18 protein-coding genes are annotated in these 19,642 nt (G+C 67.0%); 6 read left to right on the forward strand and 12 right to left on the reverse strand.

The features are described 5' to 3' along the window. Positions 1-3: 3 nt before the first annotated feature. On the reverse strand, positions 4-744 hold the full coding sequence (locus M8R19_RS07730) for a tRNA-uridine aminocarboxypropyltransferase (RefSeq protein ID WP_249917477.1): 741 nt from the start codon (positions 742-744) through the stop codon (positions 4-6). Between the two features lie 167 nt (positions 745-911). Between M8R19_RS07730 and M8R19_RS07735 the strand changes: the two genes are divergently transcribed. Beyond that, entirely contained in the window at positions 912-1,319 is a 408-nt protein-coding gene (locus tag M8R19_RS07735) for a quorum-sensing-regulated virulence factor family protein (RefSeq protein ID WP_043271144.1), read from the forward strand. Between the two features lie 10 nt (positions 1,320-1,329). Beyond that, entirely contained in the window at positions 1,330-1,551 is a 222-nt protein-coding gene (locus tag M8R19_RS07740) for a DUF3820 family protein (protein ID WP_009616847.1), read from the forward strand. A 14-nt stretch (positions 1,552-1,565) separates the two neighbouring features. On the opposite strand, the gene M8R19_RS07745 is transcribed toward M8R19_RS07740, so the two are convergent. Then, complete coding sequence (locus tag M8R19_RS07745) at positions 1,566-3,971, reverse strand: phosphoketolase family protein (RefSeq protein ID WP_249917478.1); 2,406 nt, start codon at positions 3,969-3,971, stop codon at positions 1,566-1,568. Positions 3,972-4,099: 128 nt separating this feature from the next. Between M8R19_RS07745 and M8R19_RS07750 the strand changes: the two genes are divergently transcribed. Beyond that, the gene (locus M8R19_RS07750; RefSeq protein ID WP_074985510.1) at positions 4,100-5,521 is read left to right on the forward strand and encodes an MBL fold metallo-hydrolase RNA specificity domain-containing protein; all 1,422 of its coding nucleotides are present in this window, start codon (positions 4,100-4,102) and stop codon (positions 5,519-5,521) included. Positions 5,522-5,606: 85 nt separating this feature from the next. Beyond that, on the forward strand, positions 5,607-6,698 hold the full coding sequence (locus tag M8R19_RS07755) for an LOG family protein (RefSeq protein WP_249917479.1): 1,092 nt from the start codon (positions 5,607-5,609) through the stop codon (positions 6,696-6,698). 484 nt (positions 6,699-7,182) lie between these two features. Here the strand turns inward: M8R19_RS07755 and recX are convergent, their stop codons facing one another. From recX to M8R19_RS07770, 3 genes are all read right to left on the reverse strand, one after another. Then, positions 7,183-7,647 (reverse strand): recombination regulator RecX, encoded by a 465-nt coding sequence (gene recX / locus M8R19_RS07760; protein ID WP_116423042.1) that lies wholly within the window; start codon positions 7,645-7,647, stop codon positions 7,183-7,185. Between the two features lie 8 nt (positions 7,648-7,655). Beyond that, complete coding sequence (recA, locus tag M8R19_RS07765; protein WP_009616839.1) at positions 7,656-8,717, reverse strand: recombinase RecA; 1,062 nt, start codon at positions 8,715-8,717, stop codon at positions 7,656-7,658. 87 nt (positions 8,718-8,804) lie between these two features. Continuing rightward, positions 8,805-9,317, reverse strand: a complete 513-nt coding sequence (locus M8R19_RS07770; RefSeq protein WP_249917480.1) for a CinA family protein — start codon at positions 9,315-9,317, stop codon at positions 8,805-8,807. An 82-nt stretch (positions 9,318-9,399) separates the two neighbouring features. Between M8R19_RS07770 and mutS the strand changes: the two genes are divergently transcribed. Then, positions 9,400-11,973 carry a DNA mismatch repair protein MutS gene (gene mutS, locus M8R19_RS07775; RefSeq protein WP_249917481.1) on the forward strand — a complete coding sequence of 858 codons (2,574 nt, stop codon included), beginning with the start codon at positions 9,400-9,402 and terminating at the stop codon, positions 11,971-11,973. 66 nt (positions 11,974-12,039) lie between these two features. Next, positions 12,040-12,363, forward strand: a complete 324-nt coding sequence (fdxA, locus tag M8R19_RS07780; RefSeq protein ID WP_074985513.1) for a ferredoxin FdxA — start codon at positions 12,040-12,042, stop codon at positions 12,361-12,363. A 1,330-nt stretch (positions 12,364-13,693) separates the two neighbouring features. Here the strand turns inward: fdxA and rpoS are convergent. The 7 genes from rpoS to fghA all read right to left on the reverse strand — a co-directional run bounded on the left by rpoS (position 13,694) and on the right by fghA (position 19,561). Further along, positions 13,694-14,695 (reverse strand): RNA polymerase sigma factor RpoS, encoded by a 1,002-nt coding sequence (gene rpoS, locus M8R19_RS07785; protein WP_009616703.1) that lies wholly within the window; start codon positions 14,693-14,695, stop codon positions 13,694-13,696. A 95-nt stretch (positions 14,696-14,790) separates the two neighbouring features. Next, complete coding sequence (locus M8R19_RS07790; protein ID WP_074985514.1) at positions 14,791-15,669, reverse strand: peptidoglycan DD-metalloendopeptidase family protein; 879 nt, start codon at positions 15,667-15,669, stop codon at positions 14,791-14,793. A 66-nt stretch (positions 15,670-15,735) separates the two neighbouring features. Further along, entirely contained in the window at positions 15,736-16,371 is a 636-nt protein-coding gene (locus tag M8R19_RS07795; protein ID WP_099049128.1) for a protein-L-isoaspartate(D-aspartate) O-methyltransferase, read from the reverse strand. Between the two features lie 22 nt (positions 16,372-16,393). Next, on the reverse strand, positions 16,394-17,152 hold the full coding sequence (surE, locus tag M8R19_RS07800) for a 5'/3'-nucleotidase SurE (RefSeq protein WP_043317806.1): 759 nt from the start codon (positions 17,150-17,152) through the stop codon (positions 16,394-16,396). Further along, positions 17,140-18,198, reverse strand: a complete 1,059-nt coding sequence (gene truD, locus M8R19_RS07805; RefSeq protein ID WP_249917482.1) for a tRNA pseudouridine(13) synthase TruD — start codon at positions 18,196-18,198, stop codon at positions 17,140-17,142. Before truD ends, surE begins: the two co-directional genes overlap by 13 nt. Beyond that, positions 18,195-18,668 (reverse strand): 2-C-methyl-D-erythritol 2,4-cyclodiphosphate synthase, encoded by a 474-nt coding sequence (gene ispF, locus M8R19_RS07810; protein WP_064584064.1) that lies wholly within the window; start codon positions 18,666-18,668, stop codon positions 18,195-18,197. Before ispF ends, truD begins: the two co-directional genes overlap by 4 nt. A 56-nt stretch (positions 18,669-18,724) precedes the next feature. Next, on the reverse strand, positions 18,725-19,561 hold the full coding sequence (gene fghA / locus M8R19_RS07815) for an S-formylglutathione hydrolase (protein ID WP_074985516.1): 837 nt from the start codon (positions 19,559-19,561) through the stop codon (positions 18,725-18,727). Positions 19,562-19,642: the final 81 nt, after the last annotated feature.

Consider the following 19,642-nt stretch of genomic DNA (forward strand, 5'->3'; position numbering starts at 1 on the left):
ATCCTAGAGCGCGGTGTAGGGCCGCAGGGTCTGGTGCGCCGGGCTCTGCTCGTCCAGGCCGCGCTGGTGCTTGGCGCCCAGGTAGCGCTCGCTGAACACGTCCAGGTAGGCATCCAGCGCGTCCCCCGCGCGCTGGTCGCCAGCCAGGCCCAGGCACAGTGCCGCCACTTCCGCGGTGCACAGGTGCTCGTCGAACTTGGAGCGGCGCAGGCGATAGCGCGACAGCGCGTCCGGGGTGATGCTCAGCACCGGGAAGCGGTCCAGGTAGGGGCTCTTGCGGAACATCTTGCGCGCCTCGTTCCAGGTAGCGTCCAGCAGGATGAACAGCGGGCGCTTGCCGGGCTGCGGCGCGACCTTCTCCACCACCCGCTCGGCGGCGACGAACTCCCCCGGGAACACCACGTAGGGCTGCCACTGCGTATCGTCCAGCAGCGCCAGCAGGGCCGGGTCGACCTCGATCCGCGACCAGCCGAAGGCCCAGGTGTCCGGCACCGTCTCGGCGATCAGCCAGCCGGTGTTGCTCGGCTTCAGCGGCTCGGTGTCGAACATCACCAGGCACATGCCGGCGTTGGCCTGCACCTGCGGCAGCCAGGCGCACATGCAGTAGTCCGGGCGCAGGCGGCAGCCGGCGCAGCGCGGCGAACGCGAGCCGCGGGCCACGAAGGGCTTCACGCAACGGGCCAGGCGCTCGGCGCGCAGGCGGGCGACGGCATGGTTCTTGGTAGCGGGATGGACGGGCGACATCGGCGACTCGGGAGGGCGATCACGGCGGGCGGCGATTGTAACAGAGCCCCTGCGCGCCAAGGCCGCTCGGCAGCCAGGCGGTTTTCAGGGACAATGGGGGATTTGCGGCGTCGGCGAACCGTGCCGGCGTCGCGCGGTCGAATACGCACCCGTTTCAGGAGAAGCCCATGCTGCGCCTAACCGCCCTCGCCCTCTGCCTCGTCCTGCCCGCGGCCCACGCCGCGTCGCTCAAGGACTTCGAACTGGCCAAGACACTGGAGAAAGTCGCCAAGGAAAGCAGCGAAGGCACTCCGCGCGCGATCAACGAGGACATCCTCGACCAGGGCTACACCGTCGAAGGCAACCAGTTGATCAACCACCTCAGCGTGCGCGCCAGCCACGCCGCGAAGATGCGCGCCAACCCCGAGAGCGTGCGCAGCCAGCTGGGCGACAGCGTGTGCAGCAACACCGGCTACCGCCAGTTGCTGGCCCAGGGCGCGGTGCTCACCTACGACTTCACCGAGTACCACAGCAACGCCCCGGTGGCCGTCGAGCGCTTCGATGCCGGCAGCTGCCGCATCAAGCTGCAGAAGTGAAGCCGGAGCCATGCTGGAATCGGAAAAGCTCAACCTGCTGAAGATCGCCCGCACGCCGATGCCCTTCGGCAAGTACCAGGGACGCATGCTGGTGGACCTGCCGGAGGAGTACCTGCTGTGGTTCCAGCGCAATGACAGCTTTCCCAAGGGCGAGCTGGGCCGCCTGATGCAGATAGTGCTGGAGCTGAAGGTCGAGGGCCTTGATTCTCTGGTGAAACCGCTGAAGCGCTAAGACGCCTCAGCGTTTCAGCGCAGGGCCCGCGGGTCCCCCTTGCCGGCCAGCGCCGCGACCTCCTCGGCGGTCAGCAGCGCGCTGCGCGGTACTTCCAGCAGGCGCGCGCAGGCTGCCAGCACATCGCCCCAGCAGGCCCGGTTGGCGAACAGCATGCCGGGCTCGTCGAGGGTCCCGCCGCGGTTGCGGTAGCCCAGCACCGAGCTGCGCAGTGCATCCGGCAGGATCGGCCACAGGTGCCCGCGCGCCACTTCCGGGCGCATGTGGGTGAGCAGCACGCGGCGCCCGTAGGCGTCCGGGAACAGTTGCTCGATCAGCGCCTCGTCGGCCACCGCCGCCAGTTCCCAGTTGTCCCTCGGCGCGCGGAAGCGCCCCGGCTCCTGCAGGTAGACCAGGCGGTACGGGTAGCCGGCCTCGGCCAGACGCTCCACGGCGCGACGCATCTCACCGAGCTGGTAGCTGCCGTTGGCGATCAGCAGCAGCGGATCGCTGCCGGGATGTTCTTCCACCACGATGGCGCCATCGCGCGCCAGTTGTTCCGCCTGGGCCCGGTCGAACAGGTTCGGCCGCTCGCGCTTGGGCGCTACTACGCAGGCGAGCTGCCCACGGCTGCGGTAAATCTGCGGCAGCAGCGCCAGCAGGCTGTTGTGGTCGGCGGGGAACAGCACCCGCACCATGTCGCTCATCTCGCCGAGCAGGCTCTCGCAGAAGGTGGTGTCCTGGTGCGACTGCTGGTTCTTGCCGTTCTCCCAGGTGTGCGATGTGGCCACCAGCGGCCAGCCGAGCCAACCCGCCGGGCGCCCCGCCTCCTTCTGCAGGCGGGCGAAGATCAACGCCTGGCGCACCGCGCCGAGCATCTTCACGCAGAACGCCTCGTAGCTGGCCACCAGGTTGAGCCCGCCCTGGTTGGCCAGGCAGGCGGAAACCACGGCCTCCTCGTTGAGTGCGGTAATGACCCGCCCGTCGACGGCCTCCAGCGCGCTCTCCGGCTGGCAGACGCGGTGCTTCAGCGCCTTGAGCACGCCGCCCAGGCGGTTGCTGGCCAGCTCGTCGGGGTTGCCGACGCGGGCCCGCAGGTCCGGGTTCGCCGCGCACAGTTCGCTGAAGAAGCGGTCCAGCGCCAGCATCGGCGAGCACTGGTCGTTGCGGTAGTGCAGCTCCGGCAGGCTGGGCTCGATGGGCCGGCGCACCGCCAGCGGATTGTCGCGCTCCAGCAGGCGCCCCTGGCGGCTCGCGGTGAACAGTGCGCAGGCGGCGTCCAGCTCCGCTTCCGGCACCCACAGCCGCGCCGCGTGCTGGTTGAACAGCTCACGGGCGTTCGCATCGTCGTGAGGATTGCCCGGCAGCGGCAGGTTGTGCGCGGCGTTGCTGCCGGCGCCGTAGAAGCCGAAGCCCTTGACCGTCTCGGCGATGCCGTAGGGAATCGGCAGCGGGTACTGCAGGATGCCGCTGTTCTTCTCGTGAACGCGATGGGCCAGGCGCTGCTCCATCTCCCAGAGCGCGCAGACGAAGGCGGCCGGGTCGCGGCCGTCGAAACTCAGCGGGTCGAAGCCGCAACCGCTCAGGTGGTGCTTGAAGCCCTCCAGACCCTCGCGGGTGCCCAGTTGGGTGCGCTGCTCGATGCGCCGGCCATTGGCGATCATCACCGGCAGGGCCACGCCGCAGTCCTCGGCGCGCCACCAGCGGGGCATCCAGTCGCTGCCGCGCTGCTCCTCGGCGGCGCCGTCGGAGAGGAAGGCCACCAGGGTCTCGCCGGGTAGCGGCAGGTGCGCGTACTGCAGTTCGGCGAAGCCCAGGTAGCCGCCTTCGGCGATGCCGCCGGCGGTATGCGGGTTGACGTGGCTGCCCAGGGGCGCGGCGACGCTGCCGTCCGGCGCCTGGGCGTAGCTGTAGAAGTCCTGCACCAGGCGCTCCAGGCCGGCGGCGTCGATACTGTAGCGCCGCGCCTGCTCGGGCTGCAGGTTGGCGGTCAGCACGTTGAGCGCCTCGATGGCCGCCACGCAGTGCCCCTGCCCCATCAGCCAGCCGCGGGTGGTGCCGGTCAGGCCATTGAGCGCCAGGTAGCCGGCATAGGCTGGCACCATGTTCAGGGCGCCGCCGGTGTGGCCCTCGGGGCTGGCCTTGAAGTCCTCGGCCTGCAGCGGCGTGCCGTCCAGGTGCACACGGCGCGCGTAGGTCATGTGCACCACCAGCCAGAGCCCGGCGCAGGTCAACCGGTCCAGCGCGCGGAACAGCCGGTAGACGCTGGGCAGGTCCGGCTGCAGGCCGGCTTGGACCAATTGATGAGCCACGCGGAAGACCGCAGCCTGGGTCAGCGCGCTATGCTCAAGCGGACCGTATCCGCTCAACCATTCGGCGAATGCCGGCTGCTCCGCCGCGTGCGCGGCCAGTTCGTCCGGACTGGGCAGTATCTGCGACATGCTCGACGTTCTCCCTGGGGCTATGGGGGAAGTCTAGGTCGCCGGATGGGAGCGGCGCTGACCTGTATCAACGCCATTTCGTTCCAGCTACGCGAGTCTGAAATACCGAATCCTGCTAAGGAGGCCCCATGGCCCTACTCACTTTCATCGGCGCGGCCCAGGAAGTCACCGGTTCCTGCTACCTGCTGGAAACCCGGGACGGCGTGCGCGTGCTGCTCGAGTGCGGCATGCGCCAGGGCCGCAGCAACGGCAAGAGCACCCGCGACAACGAGGCCAGCAACCGCACGCCCTTCCCCTTCGACCCGAAGAGCCTGAACGCGGTGGTCATCTCCCACGCCCACATCGACCACAGCGGCCTGCTGCCGCGCCTGGCGAAGGAGGGCTACAAGGGGCCGATCTACGCCACCGAGTCCTGCTGCGAACTGCTGGAACTGATGCTGATGGATTCGGCCAACATCCAGGAAAAGGACGCCGAGTGGGAGAGCAAGTGGCGCGCCCGCCTGAACAAGCCGGCGGTCACCCCGATCTACACCGTGGAAGACACCGAGAAGGCCCTGAAGCTGCGCCGCAGCGTCAGCTACGGCAGCACCGTGGAAGTGGCGCCCGGCATCCGCGTGACCTTCCACAACGCCGGGCACATCCTCGGCTCGGCCATCGTCGAGATCGAGATCCACGAACAGGGCCTGACGCGCCGCCTGGTGTTCTCCGGCGACCTGGGCAACACCTGCTCGCCGCTGATGCGCACGCCGACGCCGCTGAGCCGCGCCGACGTGGTGCTGCTGGAATCTACCTACGGCGACCGCGACCACCGCGACAACAACGAGACGCTGCTGGAACTGGCGGACATCCTCGAACAGGCGCAAAAGGACGGCGGCAACGTGCTGATCCCCGCCTTCGCCGTCGGCCGCACCCAGGACCTGCTGTTCTACCTCGGGCGCTTCTACCAGGAAGGCCGCCTGCCGCAGCAGATGGTCTTCCTCGACAGCCCCATGGCCGCGCGGGCCAACGACATCTACCTGCGCCACTCCGGCGAATTCTCCGATAGCGACCGCGAATACATCCGCGGCACCGGCACCGTGAAACTGTCCGAATGGCTGCCGCTGCTGCGCACCACGCAGACGCCGGAAGACTCCATGGCGATCAACCGCATCAAGAGCGGCGCCATCATCATCGCCGGCAGCGGCATGTGCACCGGCGGGCGCATCGTCCACCACTTCAAGCACAACCTCTGGCGCCAGGAGTGCCACATCGTCTTCCCCGGCTTCCAGGCCAAGGGCACCCTGGGCCGCACCATCGTCGACGGCGCCGAAAGCGTGCGTGTATTGCGCCAGCGCATCGCCGTGCGGGCGAAGGTCCACACCCTCGGCGGCTTCTCCGCCCATGCCGGACAATCGCAATTGATTCAGTGGGTTGGCCACTTCGAGAACAAACCCGAGCTATACCTGATACATGGCGAGCGGGAAAAGATGGATGCCCTGCAGGCCGCACTGCTCGAACGCCTCGACTGGAAAGCCAACATTCCCGAACAGGGGGACCGCATCGCAATCTGAAACAGGGTCATCGCCGACTGTCATCAGCGGCATGTCAGACTGGCGCACGCCTACGACAAGGGGTTGAAGAACAAGGAGTATCCCCATGCCCTATGAACCCGAGGACTACCTCTCCCGGCACTTCCAGACCAGCGGCACCGACCTGACGCAGAAGGTCGAGGAGCTGGCGGCCCTCGCCGCGCCGGGCGACAGCCCGAACCTGCCGCTGTACCGCGAGATGCTCTTCACCGTGGCGCGCATGGCCCAGGCCGACCGCAACCGCTGGGATGCCAAGATCATGCTGCAGACGCTGCGCGAGATGGAGCACGCCTTCGCCACCCTCGAGCAGTTCAAGCGCCGGCGCAAGGTCACGGTATTCGGCTCGGCGCGCACGCCCCCGAACCACCCGCTGTACGCCCTGGCCCGGGACCTGGGCCGCACCCTGGCGCGCTACGACCTGATGGTCGTCACCGGCGCCGGCGGCGGCATCATGGCCGCCGCCCACGAAGGCGCGGGGCTGGAGAACAGCCTGGGCTTCAACATCACCCTGCCCTTCGAGCAGCAGGCCAACCACACGGTGGCCGGTACCAACAACCTGCTGTCGTTCCACTTCTTCTTCCTGCGCAAGCTGTTCTTCGTCAAGGAAGCCGACGCCCTGGTGCTCTGCCCCGGCGGCTTCGGCACCCTGGACGAGGCGCTGGAAGTGCTGACGCTGATCCAGACCGGCAAGAGCCCGCTGGTGCCGGTGGTGCTGCTCGACCAACCCGGCGGGCATTACTGGGAGCAGGCGCTGCAGTTCATGCAGGAGCAACTGCTGGACAACCGCTACATCCTGCCCAGCGACATGCACCTGATGAAACTGGCCCGCTCGGTGGAGGACGCGGTCGGGGAGATCGCCCACTTCTACAGCAACTTCCACTCCAGCCGCTGGCTCAAGGACAACTTCGTCATCCGCCTCAACCACCGCCTCAGCGACAGCGCCATGCAGCGCCTGCACGAGGAATTCGGCAACCTCTGCCTGCACGACGGCTTCCACCAGCAGGCCTGCGGCGAACTGGAAAAGGACGAGCCGGAATTCACCCAGCTGACGCGCCTGGCCTTCGCCTTCAACGGCCGCGACCACGGCCGCCTGCGCGAGCTGGTGAACTTCATCAACGACAAGCAGAACTGGACCGAGGCTTGTCCCGTTCCTGCATAGGCCACTGCACCTGTAGGAGCGGGCCCTGCCCGCGATTCGCGCGCAGGGCGCGCTCCTACATGGAATGGCGTAGGTGATTCCGGCTATCGCGGACGGAGTCCGTTCCTACACCCACGCCCAACCGTAGGGCGTATAACCGTTCGCGGTTATACGCCGTTGGTCCGACGTGACACCGCACTGGCGCGTGATTCCGGGGGAAAACGGTGTGCGGAATGGCGTAGGGGCAACTGTCTTGCCAACCACGCCGAGGTGTTCTCTGTAGGAGCGAGCTTGCTCGCGAACAGACTCCGCAGCGGGATTTATTCGCGAGCAAGCTCGCTCCTACGAGAAGCCGTGCCCGCGTCTGTACAAACGGATCTTATCCGCAAACCACGCCGATACCGCCAGCTATCGCGGACAAGCGAACGTGGTATGTGAATGGCGTAGGAGCGGACTCCATCCGCGATCCAGCCGACAGGCCGGTCAACCAGCGCCAGCCCCGGGCTCAGTCGTCCCCGCCCCGCCCACTGAACAGGCGATTGATGGCTTCCATGGAAAAGCCCCGGTAGGCGAGGAAACGCCCCTGCTGGGCACGCTCGCGGGCGTCCTGGGGCAGGCGGGGGAACTTGCGGCGCCAGACATCCCGCATTTGCGCCTGCCAGTCGACATCCGCCTCGCCCAGGGCCTTTTCGATCTCGCCGCGGGGCAGGCCGCGCTGGCTCAGCTCCTCGCGAATTCGCAGGGGGCCATAGCCACTGCGCGCCTTGCTGGCGATGAAGGCTTCCAGGTAACGGGATTCGTTGAGCAGCCCTTCCTCGGCCAGGCGGTCGAGGACGGGCTCGATGAGCTCCGCAGGCGCGCCGCGCTGGCGCAGCTTGCGGACGAGTTCGGCGCGACCGTGCTCGCGTCGCGCCAGGAGGTCCATGGCGGCCCGCCGCACGGCGACGGGCGTGTCGAGCACGGTCGGCATCGGCGGGATCAGTAGTCGAGGTCGGCTTCAGCGGCCTCGGCAGCTTCGGCTGCAGCCAGCTCGGCCTTGGTCGGCGCCGGCTGGTTGTTCAGCAGTTGCTCGCGGATGGCCTTGTCCAGCACCGCGCAGATTTCCGCGTTCTCTTCCAGGTACTTGGCGGCGTTGGCCTTGCCCTGGCCGATCTTGCTGCCCTGGTAGCTGTACCAGGCGCCGGATTTCTCCACCAGGCCCAGTTGCACGCCCAGGTCGATGATCTCGCCGGTGCGGTAGATGCCCTTGCCGTAGAGGATCTGGAACTCGGCCTGGCGGAACGGCGGGGCGACCTTGTTCTTCACCACCTTGACGCGGGTTTCGCTGCCGACCACCTCGTCGCCTTCCTTCACCGCGCCGGTACGGCGGATGTCCAGGCGCACGGAGGCGTAGAACTTCAGGGCGTTACCACCGGTGGTGGTTTCCGGGTTGCCGAACATCACGCCGATCTTCATGCGGATCTGGTTGATGAAGATGACCAGGCAGTTGGCGTTCTTGATGTTGCCGGTGATCTTGCGCAGCGCCTGGGACATCAGGCGGGCCTGCAGGCCGACGTGGGCATCGCCCATCTCGCCTTCGATCTCGGCCTTGGGCACCAGCGCCGCCACGGAGTCGACGATGATCACGTCCACCGCGTTGGAGCGCACCAGCATGTCGGTGATTTCCAGGGCCTGCTCGCCGGTGTCCGGCTGCGAGACCAGCAGGTCGTCGACGTTGACGCCCAGCTTGCCGGCGTAGTCCGGGTCCAGCGCGTGCTCGGCGTCGACGAAGGCGCAGGTGGCGCCCTGGCGCTGGGCCTCGGCGATGACCGAGAGGGTCAGGGTGGTCTTGCCCGAGGATTCAGGGCCGTAGATCTCGACGATACGGCCCTTGGGCAGACCGCCGATGCCCAGGGCGATGTCCAGGCCGAGGGAGCCGGTGGAGATGGCCGGGATGGCCTGGCGCTCGTGGTCGCCCATGCGCATTACCGCGCCCTTGCCGAATTGGCGTTCGATCTGTCCCAGGGCCGCGGCCAGGGCGCGCTTCTTGTTGTCGTCCATTGAAGTCCTCGCGAAGTCAGGCGGCCGGGATGGGCCACGAACAACTGTATAAGTAGACAGTATTATTTCACAGGGCAAGGCGCGCGCCTACCCCCGAACGGGATTTTCCCCGACGGCCAGTCGCAACACCCCGTCCAGAGCGGCCGCCACCGCCTGCCGGCGCACCGCGAGGCGGTCGCCGGAAAAAAGAAAGCGCTGCGCGGAGCATTGTTCGCCATCGGCCCAGCACAACCAGACGGTTCCTACAGGCTTCTCTGGCGAACCACCGTCCGGACCGGCGATGCCGCTGACCGCAACAGTGAAACGCGCGCCACTGCGCGCCTGTGCGCCGCGGGCCATGGCCTCGACCACCTCCCGGCTGACCGCGCCGACCTGTGGGAAAAGTTCGTCAGGCACGCCCAGCTGCGTGGTCTTCTGCGCATTGGAATAGGTGACGTAGCCGGCATCGAACCAGGCCGAGCTGCCGGCGATCCGCGTGATCGCCTCGGCGATGCCGCCGCCGGTGCAGGACTCGGCGGTGCTGACCCGCGCGCCCAAGCGCTGCAACTGCGCGCCCAGGCGCGCGGCCAGGTCGGTGATGCCTTCGTCGCTGATGCTCATTGCGTACTCCGATGCTTAAGCCGCCAGGCCGGATACCGTACACTAGGCGCTTTTGCATATAGAAGACGGACCGCCCAAAGTCATGAGCCAAAGCGACCTTTCCGCGCATACTCCAATGATGCAGCAATACTGGAAGCTGAAGAGACAGCATCCGGAACAACTGCTGTTCTACCGCATGGGCGACTTCTACGAGCTGTTCTACGAGGACGCCAAGAAGGCCGCCAAGCTGCTCGACATCACCCTCACCACCCGCGGCCAGTCCGCCGGCACGCCGATTCCCATGGCCGGCATCCCCTTCCACGCCGTGGAGGGCTACCTGGCCAAGCTGGTCAAGCTGGGCGAGTCGGTGGCCATCTGCGAACAGATCGGCGACCCGGCCACCAGCAAGGGCCCGGTGGAACGCCAGGTGGTGCGTATCATCACCCCCGGCACGGTCAGCGACGAGGCGCTGCTCGACGAGCGCCGCGACAACCTGCTGGCCGCCTTGCTCGGCGACGAGCGGTTGTTCGGCCTGGCGGTGCTGGACATCACCAGCGGCCGCTTCAGCGTCCAGGAAATCCGCGGCTGGGAAACCCTGCTGGCCGAGCTGGAGCGCCTGAACCCCGCGGAACTGCTGATCCCCGACGACTGGCCCGCCGGCCTGCCGGCGGAGAAGCGCCGTGGCGTGCGGCGTCGCGCGCCCTGGGACTTCGACCGCGACTCGGCGTTCAAGAGCCTCTGCCAACAGTTCGCCACCCAGGACCTGAAGGGCTTCGGCTGCCAGGACCTGACCCTGGCCATCGGCGCCGCCGGCTGCCTGCTGGCCTACGCCAAGGAAACCCAGCGCACCGCCCTGCCGCACCTGCGCAGCCTGCGCCACGAGCGCCTGGACGACACCGTCATCCTCGACGGCGCCAGCCGCCGCAACCTGGAGCTGGACACCAACCTCTCCGGCGGCCGCGACAACACCCTGCAGTCGGTGGTGGACCGCTGCCAGACCGCCATGGGCAGCCGCCTGCTGACGCGCTGGCTGAACCGCCCGCTACGCGACCGCGCCGTGCTGGAAGCCCGCCAGGAATCCATCGCCTGCCTGCTGGAGCGCTACCGTTTCGAGAACCTTCAGCCACAGCTGAAGGAAATCGGCGATGTCGAGCGCATCCTCGCCCGTATCGGTCTGCGCAACGCCCGCCCGCGCGACCTGGCGCGCCTGCGCGACGCCCTGGCCGCCCTGCCGGAGCTGCAACGCGGCATGACCGAGCTGGAAGCTCCGCACCTGGGCGAACTGGCCGCCAGCATCCGCACCTACCCGGAACTGGCCGACCTGCTGGCGCGCGCGATCATCGACAACCCGCCGGCGGTGATCCGCGACGGCGGCGTCATCAAGCGCGGCTACGACGCCGAGCTGGACGAACTGCAGACGCTCAGCGAGAACGCCGGCCAGTACCTGATGGACCTAGAGATCCGCGAGAAGGAACGCACCGGGCTGTCGGGTCTGAAGGTCGGCTACAACCGCATCCATGGCTACTACATCGAGCTGCCGCGCATGCAGGCCGAGCAGGCGCCGGCCGATTACCAGCGGCGCCAGACGCTGAAGGGCGCCGAACGCTTCATCACCCCGGAGCTGAAGGCCTTCGAGGACAAGGCGCTGTCCGCCCAGAGCCGCGCCCTGGCCCGCGAGAAGCAGCTCTACGAGGAACTGGTGGAACTGCTGATCGCCCAGTTGGCGCCGCTGCAGGACACCGCCGCCGCCCTGGCCGAGCTGGACGTGCTGGCGAACCTGGCCGAGCGCGCGCTGAACCTCGACCTGAACCGCCCGCGCTTCGTCGAGGAGTCGGGCATCCTCATCGAGCAGGGCCGCCACCCGGTGGTGGAGCAGGTGCTGGATACGCCCTTCGTGGCCAACGACCTGAAGCTCGACGAAGACACCCGCATGCTGGTGATTACTGGCCCGAATATGGGCGGTAAATCTACCTATATGCGGCAAACGGCGCTGATCGTGCTGCTAGCGCACATCGGCAGTTTCGTCCCGGCGGCGCGCTGCGAGTTGTCGCTGGTGGACCGCATCTTCACCCGTATCGGCTCGTCCGACGACCTCGCCGGCGGCCGTTCCACCTTCATGGTGGAGATGAGCGAAACCGCCAACATCCTGCACAACGCCACCGACCGCAGCCTGGTGCTGATGGACGAAGTGGGCCGCGGCACCAGCACCTTCGACGGCCTGTCGCTGGCCTGGTCCGCCGCCGAGCACCTGGCGCACCTGCGCGCCTTCACCCTGTTCGCCACCCACTACTTCGAGCTGACCGTGCTGCCGGAGAGCGAACCGGTGGTGGCCAACGTGCACCTGAACGCCACCGAGCACAACGAGCGCATCGTCTTCCTGCACCACGTGCTGCCCGGCCCGGCGAGCCAGAGCTACGGTCTGGCGGTGGCGCAACTGGCCGGCGTGCCCGGCCCGGTGATCCTGCGCGCCCGCGAGCACCTGGCGCGCCTGGAAACCACCAGCCTGCCCCACGAGGCGCCGCGCCAGGAGGCGGGCCGGCCCGCTGCGCCGATGCAGAGCGACCTGTTCGCCAGCCTGCCGCACCCGCTGATCGACGAGCTTGCACGCATCAAACCCGATGACCTGACACCGCGCCAGGCGCTCGATTTGTTATATGCATGGAAGACGCGAATCTGACGGACAGCGGAACAAGCTGCTAGAATCGCGCGCGCTTAGCCGCCCGCCTGAGGAGAGAATTAGAAAATGACCTTCGTCGTCACCGACAACTGCATCAAGTGCAAATACACCGACTGCGTGGAAGTCTGCCCGGTGGACTGCTTCTACGAAGGCCCGAACTTCCTGGTGATTCACCCGGATGAGTGCATCGACTGCGCCCTGTGCGAACCGGAATGCCCGGCACAGGCGATCTTCTCCGAGGACGAGGTCCCGGAGAACATGCAGGAGTTCATCGAGCTGAACAAGGATCTGGCCGAGGTCTGGCCGAACATCACCGAGAAGAAGGACTCGTTGCCGGACGCGGAAGAGTGGGACGGCGTCGCCGACAAGCTCAAGCACCTGGAGCGCTGATCGCTTCCTCCAAGCTCCAAGGCCCGCCTCGCGCGGGCCTTGTGCCATCTGTGACGGCACTTTTTCGCGGGCAAAAAAAGGGGCGGGATGGCCCGCCCTTTTTTCCCTACCCCATCATCCTGATGAGTCGCATCCCGCGACGTCCTGACCGGCATCCTTGTCGGCCTGCGTCATTCCCTGTACGCAGGAGTGATATTAGCTTTCCGTACAAAAGCGGCAAGCGGCTGCGGGTCGCACCCCGGTAGGGCCAGGATTAGCGCAGTCGAAAATAAAGCCTTTTAAATTCAATTGGTTATTTATAAAGACTGAAGAAAAGGGCCCCTTGCCGGCAAGCCGAATCGTCAAAGGCTCACAGCACATGTAAGCGATGGCTTACAAAACCAAACTCAAAAACTGCTGTCTCGCCTGGCTCGAGCGGATGAAGTTGTTCGGGACACGTACCCGTTTGGGGCACCCGTGAAGTCCGGGACAAGGTGTTTTTCGTAGGATGGGTTGAGCTTGCGATACCCATCGCTGGTCCGGGGCCGGTCTTGCCGGTGGAGTCGCGGACGGAGTCCTAGCATGCCGGTGGGCATGGATTCTCGTAGGAGCGAGCTTGCTCGCGAACGGAGCTTCCCGGCGGTGTAGGTGCTGGGTTCAAGAGCGCCCTCTCCCCAGCCCTCTCCCGCAAGCGGGAGAGGGGGCTGTTCGGAGTGGGTGGGGAGTTTGGAGTCATCCTGAAACGCCTAACCCCACCTCGTCATTCCCGCGAACGCGGGAACCCAGTGACGGCCAGGGTTCGCGAGCAAGCTCGCTCCTACGAAAAGCAAAAGCGCGTTTGCTCTTGGACTTCCAGAGAAATAGCCGAACGCACCGAAACACCCCTTCAGAAGGCCGAGCGAAACCGGCGCTCAGGAGGTCATGCGACATGGATGTCGCGAGAGCCCCGCGGGCTACAGGGATGTACCCTCGGGGCGGGCCTCCGTGGCGGGGGAGTTCGTGAGGGTAGCCCGACTCTGTCGGGCCCGTATGCGGGCAAGCCTTTTTGGTTCCTTTTTGCGGGGGTGGCCTTCCACCGTTTGACAAAAGGGACTCGCCCGAGGGGGCGAAACGAGAGATATCAACGCACTCGGAGCGGCGCGCTACACCGAGCCCCAAGTCTCTGGGTTCCCGCGTTCGCGGGAATGACGGGGTTAGCTTGGGTGCAAGGGACCAAAGACTCTCTCCAAAGGGAGACCTCACCCGTAGGAGCGCGCCCTGCGCGCGAATCGCGGGCAGGGCCCGCTCCTACAAAATGGCGCAGGCGAAAAAAAGCCCGGAGCACTCCGGGCTTTTTCACTGCAGGCGGCGCCTACTGGAACAGCGCGTCACTCGACAGGCCGTTCTTCTCCAGGATCTCCCGCAGACGCTTGAGCGCCTCGACCTGGATCTGCCGCACCCGCTCGCGGGTCAGGCCGATTTCCTGGCCGACCTCTTCCAGGGTGCTGCTTTCGTGGCCGCGCAGGCCGAAACGGCGAATCACCACCTCGCGCTGCTTGTCGGTCAGCTCGGACAGCCACTGGTCGATGCTCTGACTCAGATCGTCATCCTGCAGCAGTTCACAGGGGTCGGTGGGACGATCGTCGGTCAGGGTGTCGAGCAGCGTCTTGTCCGAATCCGGGCCGAGGGACACATCCACCGAAGTCACCCGCTCGTTGAGGCCGAGCATGCGCTTGACCTCGTCGACCGGCTTCTCCAACAGGTTGGCGATTTCCTCGGGGGACGGCTCGTGGTCCAGCTTGTGCGTCAGCTCGCGGGCCGCGCGCAGGTAGACGTTGAGTTCCTTGACCACGTGGATCGGCAGGCGGATGGTGCGGGTCTGGTTCATGATGGCCCGTTCGATGGTCTGGCGAATCCACCACGTCGCGTAGGTAGAGAAGCGGAAACCCCGTTCCGGATCGAACTTCTCCACCGCCCGGATCAACCCCAGGTTGCCTTCCTCGATCAGGTCGAGCAGGGACAGGCCGCGGTTGACGTAGCGCCGGGCGATCTTCACCACCAGGCGCAGGTTGCTTTCGATCATGCGCCGACGCCCAGCGGGATCGCCCCTTTGCGCGAGCCGCGCGAAGTGGACCTCCTCCTCGGGAGTCAGCAGTGGGGAAAAACCGATTTCGTTGAGGTAGAGCTGGGTGGCATCCAGCGCCCGGCTGTAATCGATGTGCTTGTGCTGCTTCGATGACAGCGAACTGGCCTTGCCGGTGACCTGAAGTGAGACCTGCTCTTCGGCAAGTGACTCGTCGAATGTGATGGCGGGCTCCAGCAACAGCAGCTCGTCATCCACGTCAAACTCCGGCCCTTCTTTTTTGAGTGCCATGTCGTTATCCCTTGCTGAGTTCGACAACAAGCCCGGACGAATCCATATCCTTGGGACGTCCAAGCCCGCTCACCCACGCAGGATGCGGCGGTCGATCAACGAGGAGGCAGGTATTGCAAGGGGTCCACGGGTTTGCCCTGACGGCGAATCTCGAAGTGCAGCTTCACCCGGTCCGTGCCCGTGGAGCCCATCTCGGCAATGCTCTGCCCGACTTTGACCTGTTGCCCTTCCCGAACGAGCAGCCTGCGGTTGTGGCCGTAGGCACTCACGTAGGTATCGCTGTGCTTGATGATCACGAGTTCGCCGTAGCCCCGCAAACCACTACCGGCGTACACAACCGTGCCATTCGACGCAGCCAGGACAGGCTGGCCCAATTGCCCGGCTATATCAATCCCTTTATTCAAACTCCCGTTTGATGCAAAGCGGCCTATCAAAGTGCCACTGGTCGGCCACATCCAGCCCTCCACGCCCTTGCCGGAAGCCTGCGAAGGGGCGGTGCTGGCGGGGGGTGTCGAATTGCTGACGGTAGCCGCGGGCGCGGGCTTGGTCGGTGCCGGAGAACCGGCGGCGGGCTTGCCGACCACCACCGGCGCGACGGACGGTGTGGTTTTGGCGACGACGGGCTGTGCCGACGTGCTGGAGCCGGCACCGCCGAAACGAATGGCCTGCCCCGGGCGGATGGTGTAGGGCGGCGGGATGTTGTTGTGCGCGGCCAGGGCCTTCCAGTCCCAGCCGTAGCGGAAGGCGATCGAGTACAGGGTGTCGCCGCGGCGCACCACGTACTGCCCGCTGGTGGTCGTCGGCGTGCGGTCGGCCTGGTTGCGGTCGACCACCTTGACCTTGCCCCCGGAGGAGGATGCGCAGGCCGCGAGCAGGGAACAGAATGCTGCCGCCAGCAGCATGCGCACGCCGCTCCGAATCCAGATCCATTGCTTCTGGGCCGCGATAGGGCTCACCCCTTCCCCCTTATCCATCGAATATGTGCCCGGCATCTCGCCGTTATGCTCCCCCTGGCCGCGCGACGGCGCTCCCGCCGCCGCTCAGCCCAGGGGGCCGTTGAGCAGGGGAACGAAGCGCACCGAATCCAGCACGCGCCGGTCGAATCCGTCGCCGGTGCGCTCGATCAGCATCAGTTGCTGCACTTCGCCGCTGCCCACCGGGATCACCAGGCGCCCGCCCGGCGCCAGTTGGTCGAGCAGCGCCTGCGGGACCTCGGCGGCTGCCGCGGTGACGATGATACCGTTGTACGGTGCCAGCGCCGACCAGCCTTCCCAGCCATCCCCCCAGCGAAAGACAACATTTCTCAGGTTTAGCTCCGCAAGACGCTCCTTGGCGCGGTCCTGCAGGGCCTGAATCCGCTCGACGGAGAACACCCGCTCGACCAGTTGCGCCAGCACCGCGGTCTGGTAGCCGGAGCCGGTGCCGATCTCCAGCACCTTGTCCAGGGGGCCGGCGGCCAGCAGCAGCTCGGTCATCCGCGCCACCATGAAGGGTTGCGAGATGGTCTGATTGTGGCCGATGGGCAGCGCGGTGTCCTCGTAGGCGCGGTGCGACAGCGCCTCGTCGACGAACAGGTGGCGCGGCGTGCGGCGGATCACCTCGAGCACCCGGGCGTTGGACAGGCCTTCCTCGTACAGGCGCTGGATCAGCCGTTCGCGGGTGCGCTGGGAGGTCATGCCGATGCCGCGGCGACTCAGTTCATCGGCCATGGTCCAGCCCTCCGATCCAGTCCTGCAGTCCATTGAACGCCTCGCGGAAGGTTCGGTCCAGTTGCAGTGGCGTGACCGAGACATAGCCCTGCATCACCGCATGGAAGTCAGTGCCCTCGCCGCCATCCTCGACATCGCCCGCCGCCGCGATCCAGTAGCCTTCGCGCCCGCGCGGGTTGACCACCTTGACCGGCGCCGCGGCGCGCTTGCGGTGGCCCAGGCGGGTCAGCTGGACGCCGCGGATGCGTTCCAGCGGCAGATTCGGGATGTTGACGTTGAGCACGGTGCGCGGCGGCAGTTCGAGCCGCTCGTGGTTCTGCACCAGCAGGCGGGCGAAGTGCATGGCGCTGTAGAGGTTGTCCGGCTGGCGCGAGAGCAGCGAGAAGGCGAACGCCGGCCGCTCCAGGAAGCGGCCCTCGATGGCGGCGGCCACGGTGCCGGAATAGAGCACGTCATCGCCCAGGTTGGCGCCCAGGTTGATACCCGAGACGACCATGTCCGGCAAGGTGTCCAGCAGGCCGTTGAGGCCCAGGTGCACGCAGTCGGTCGGCGTACCGTCGACGCCGATGAATCCATTGCTCAGGCGCTGCGCGTGCAGCGGCCGGTCCAGGGTCAGCGAGCTGCTGGCGCCGCTGCGGTCCTGTTCGGGAGCGATCACCACGCATTCGGCATGTTCGCTCAGCGCGTCGTAAAGCGCGGCGATACCGGGCGCGTTCACCCCGTCGTCGTTGGCAATCAGTATGCGCATGGGTTTTCCGTCTGCCCTGCCGGTACCAGCTCGACCAGCTCGCGCACGACGACGGTGGCGAAGCAGCCTGCCGGCAGGACGAATTCCAGTTGCAGAATGTCAGGGGCCGGATAATGCCATGCCAGGGCCTGGATGGGGAGGCGCAGGATGCGCCGTTCGTGCGCCAGGTCAGCATTGCCCAGCCACTGGCAAAGCGCCACTTCCGCGGCGCCCACGGCATTTTCCAGCTCGCCGCTGGCGCCGCCGGCCGGCGAGGCGCCCTTGCCCCAGAGCGGCCCGGTGGGGTGCAGGTCGAGTTCGGCCAGGCGCGGATCGGCGCATTCCGCCTCGCCCGCCGGGAAGAAACTGCGGCTGTCGGTGAAGGCCAGCAGGGCGCCGACCTGGGCGCGGTTCCAGCTACCGTCCGTCACCCGCCGCGCCAGCACCTGGTTGAACAGGTAGCTGCGCCCGGCGGAGAGCAGGCGCGAACGCAGGTTGCGCTGCTCTGGCAGAATGCCGCGCTCGGCACAGCTGCGGGCGTCCACGACGTTGCCGCCGTCGAAGCCGAAGCGCTGGCTGCCGAAATAGTTGGGCACGCCCTCGGCGGCGATACGTCGCAGCCGCTCGTCGAGCGCCTGGTGCTCGCCTTGCAGTTGAGTCAGGCGCAGGGTGAAGCCGTTGGCCGCATGGGCGCCACGCTGCAGCTTGCGCTGGTGGCGGGTGCGCTTGAGGATGCGCAGGCTGTCGTCCTCGGCCGCGGCCAGGTCGGGGTCGGCCTTGCCCGGCAGGTGCAGGCTGAACCACTGGCGCGTCAGCGCCTGGCGATCCTTGAGCCCGGCATAGCTGATCAGCCGCTGCGACACTCCAGCCGCACGGGCCAGGCGGCGCGCGGCCTCCTCGGTGTTCAGCCCGCGCTTCTCCACCCACAGCCAGAGGTGTTCGCCTTCGCCGGACAGCGGGATGTCCAGCACCTCGTCGACCTGGAAGTCCTCGGCCACCGCCTTGAGCACCGCTTGCCCGCAGGGTTCGCCATGGGCGCGCGGGCCCAGCAGTTCCAGCTCGGTCATGGACGGACCAGCAGGGCGACGGCGTGCACCGCGATGCCTTCCTCGCGCCCGGTGAAGCCGAGCTTCTCGGTGGTGGTGGCCTTGACGTTGACCTGTTCGAGGTCGACCTGCAGGTCCTCGGCAATGCTGCCGCGCATGGCCTCGATGTGCGGCGCCATCTTCGGCGCCTGGGCGATGATGGTGGCGTCGACGTTGCCGATCACGTAGCCCTTCTCGTGCACCAGGGCCACCACGTGGCGCAGCAGCGCGCGGCTGTCGGCGCCCTTGAAGCGCGGGTCGGTGTCGGGGAAGTGCTTGCCGATGTCCCCCAGGGCGCAGGCGCCGAGCAGCGCGTCGCTCAGCGCGTGCAGCAGCACGTCGCCGTCGGAGTGGGCGATGAGCCCGAACTTGTGGGGGATGCGCACGCCGCCGAGGGTGATGAAGTCGCCCTCGCCGAAGCGGTGTACGTCGTAGCCATGGCCGATACGCATAGAAAAACGCCCTGAGTCAGTCAGGGCGTCGATTCTACCGGAAAGCCGCGACGCCTTCAGGACAGCGCCCGCGCATGGTGGCGCAGGTGGTCGTCGATGAAGCTGGCGATGAAGTAGTAGCTGTGGTCGTAGCCCGGGTGCAGGCGCAGCTCCAGCGGGTGCCCCGCCGCTTCCGCCGCCTGGCGCAGGGCCTCGGGCTTGAGCTGGGTGGCGAGGAAGTCGTCGCGCTCGCCCTGGTCGACCAGGATCGGTAGGCGCTCGCTCGCGCCGGCCAGCAGTTCGCAGGCATCCCACTCGGCCCAGGCGCTGCGCTCTTCGCCCAGGTAGCGGCCGAAGGCCTTCTGCCCCCAGGGGCAGTCGCTGGGATGAGCGATGGGCGCGAAGGCCGACAGCGACTGGTAGCGCCCCGGGTTGCGCAGCGCGCAGACCAGCGCGCCGTGGCCGCCCATGGAGTGCCCGGCGATGCCGCGGCGGGTGGAGACCGGGAAGTTGTCCTCGATCAGCGCCGGCAACTCGTGCACCACGTAGTCGTGCATACGGTAGTTGCGCGCCCAGGGTTCCTGGGTGGCGTTGAGGTAGAAGCCGGCGCCCAGGCCGAAGTCCCAGGCGCCTTGCGGGTCGCCCGGCACGTCCGGGCCGCGCGGGCTGGTGTCCGGCGCCACTATCACCAGGCCCAGTTCGGCGGCCAGACGCTGGGCGCCGGCCTTCTGCATGAAGTTCTCGTCGGTGCAGGTCAGCCCCGACAGCCAGTAGAGCACCGGCAGGCCGGCCTCGGGCTCGGCCTGGGGCGGCAGGTAGATGGCGAACACCATGTCGCAGCCGAGCGCCTGGGAGCGGTGGCGGTAGCGCTGGTGCCAGCCCTCGAAGCTCTTGGTGCTGGAGACGATTTCCATAAAAAGCTCCGTGTAAAGACGAGGAAAGCGCTGGAGGCTGGACGAAAAAGCGCTACGTATAGCCTTCAGCCTCCAGCGCTC

The organism is Pseudomonas sp. R3.Fl (genome assembly GCF_023516765.1).
Taxonomy (GTDB): domain Bacteria; phylum Pseudomonadota; class Gammaproteobacteria; order Pseudomonadales; family Pseudomonadaceae; genus Pseudomonas; species Pseudomonas citronellolis.

Coding starts and splice junctions, on each gene's coding strand:
- M8R19_RS07730 (WP_249917477.1), bottom strand. CDS start 744: ATGTCGCCCGTCCATCCCGCTACCAAGAACCATGCCGTCGCCCGCCTG.
- M8R19_RS07735 (WP_043271144.1), top strand. CDS start 912: ATGCTGCGCCTAACCGCCCTCGCCCTCTGCCTCGTCCTGCCCGCGGCC.
- M8R19_RS07740 (WP_009616847.1), top strand. CDS start 1,330: ATGCTGGAATCGGAAAAGCTCAACCTGCTGAAGATCGCCCGCACGCCG.
- M8R19_RS07745 (WP_249917478.1), bottom strand. CDS start 3,971: ATGTCGCAGATACTGCCCAGTCCGGACGAACTGGCCGCGCACGCGGCG.
- M8R19_RS07750 (WP_074985510.1), top strand. CDS start 4,100: ATGGCCCTACTCACTTTCATCGGCGCGGCCCAGGAAGTCACCGGTTCC.
- M8R19_RS07755 (WP_249917479.1), top strand. CDS start 5,607: ATGCCCTATGAACCCGAGGACTACCTCTCCCGGCACTTCCAGACCAGC.
- recX (WP_116423042.1), bottom strand. CDS start 7,647: ATGCCGACCGTGCTCGACACGCCCGTCGCCGTGCGGCGGGCCGCCATG.
- recA (WP_009616839.1), bottom strand. CDS start 8,717: ATGGACGACAACAAGAAGCGCGCCCTGGCCGCGGCCCTGGGACAGATC.
- M8R19_RS07770 (WP_249917480.1), bottom strand. CDS start 9,317: ATGAGCATCAGCGACGAAGGCATCACCGACCTGGCCGCGCGCCTGGGC.
- mutS (WP_249917481.1), top strand. CDS start 9,400: ATGAGCCAAAGCGACCTTTCCGCGCATACTCCAATGATGCAGCAATAC.
- fdxA (WP_074985513.1), top strand. CDS start 12,040: ATGACCTTCGTCGTCACCGACAACTGCATCAAGTGCAAATACACCGAC.
- rpoS (WP_009616703.1), bottom strand. CDS start 14,695: ATGGCACTCAAAAAAGAAGGGCCGGAGTTTGACGTGGATGACGAGCTG.
- M8R19_RS07790 (WP_074985514.1), bottom strand. CDS start 15,669: ATGGATAAGGGGGAAGGGGTGAGCCCTATCGCGGCCCAGAAGCAATGG.
- M8R19_RS07795 (WP_099049128.1), bottom strand. CDS start 16,371: ATGACCTCCCAGCGCACCCGCGAACGGCTGATCCAGCGCCTGTACGAG.
- surE (WP_043317806.1), bottom strand. CDS start 17,152: ATGCGCATACTGATTGCCAACGACGACGGGGTGAACGCGCCCGGTATC.
- truD (WP_249917482.1), bottom strand. CDS start 18,198: ATGACCGAGCTGGAACTGCTGGGCCCGCGCGCCCATGGCGAACCCTGC.
- ispF (WP_064584064.1), bottom strand. CDS start 18,668: ATGCGTATCGGCCATGGCTACGACGTACACCGCTTCGGCGAGGGCGAC.
- fghA (WP_074985516.1), bottom strand. CDS start 19,561: ATGGAAATCGTCTCCAGCACCAAGAGCTTCGAGGGCTGGCACCAGCGC.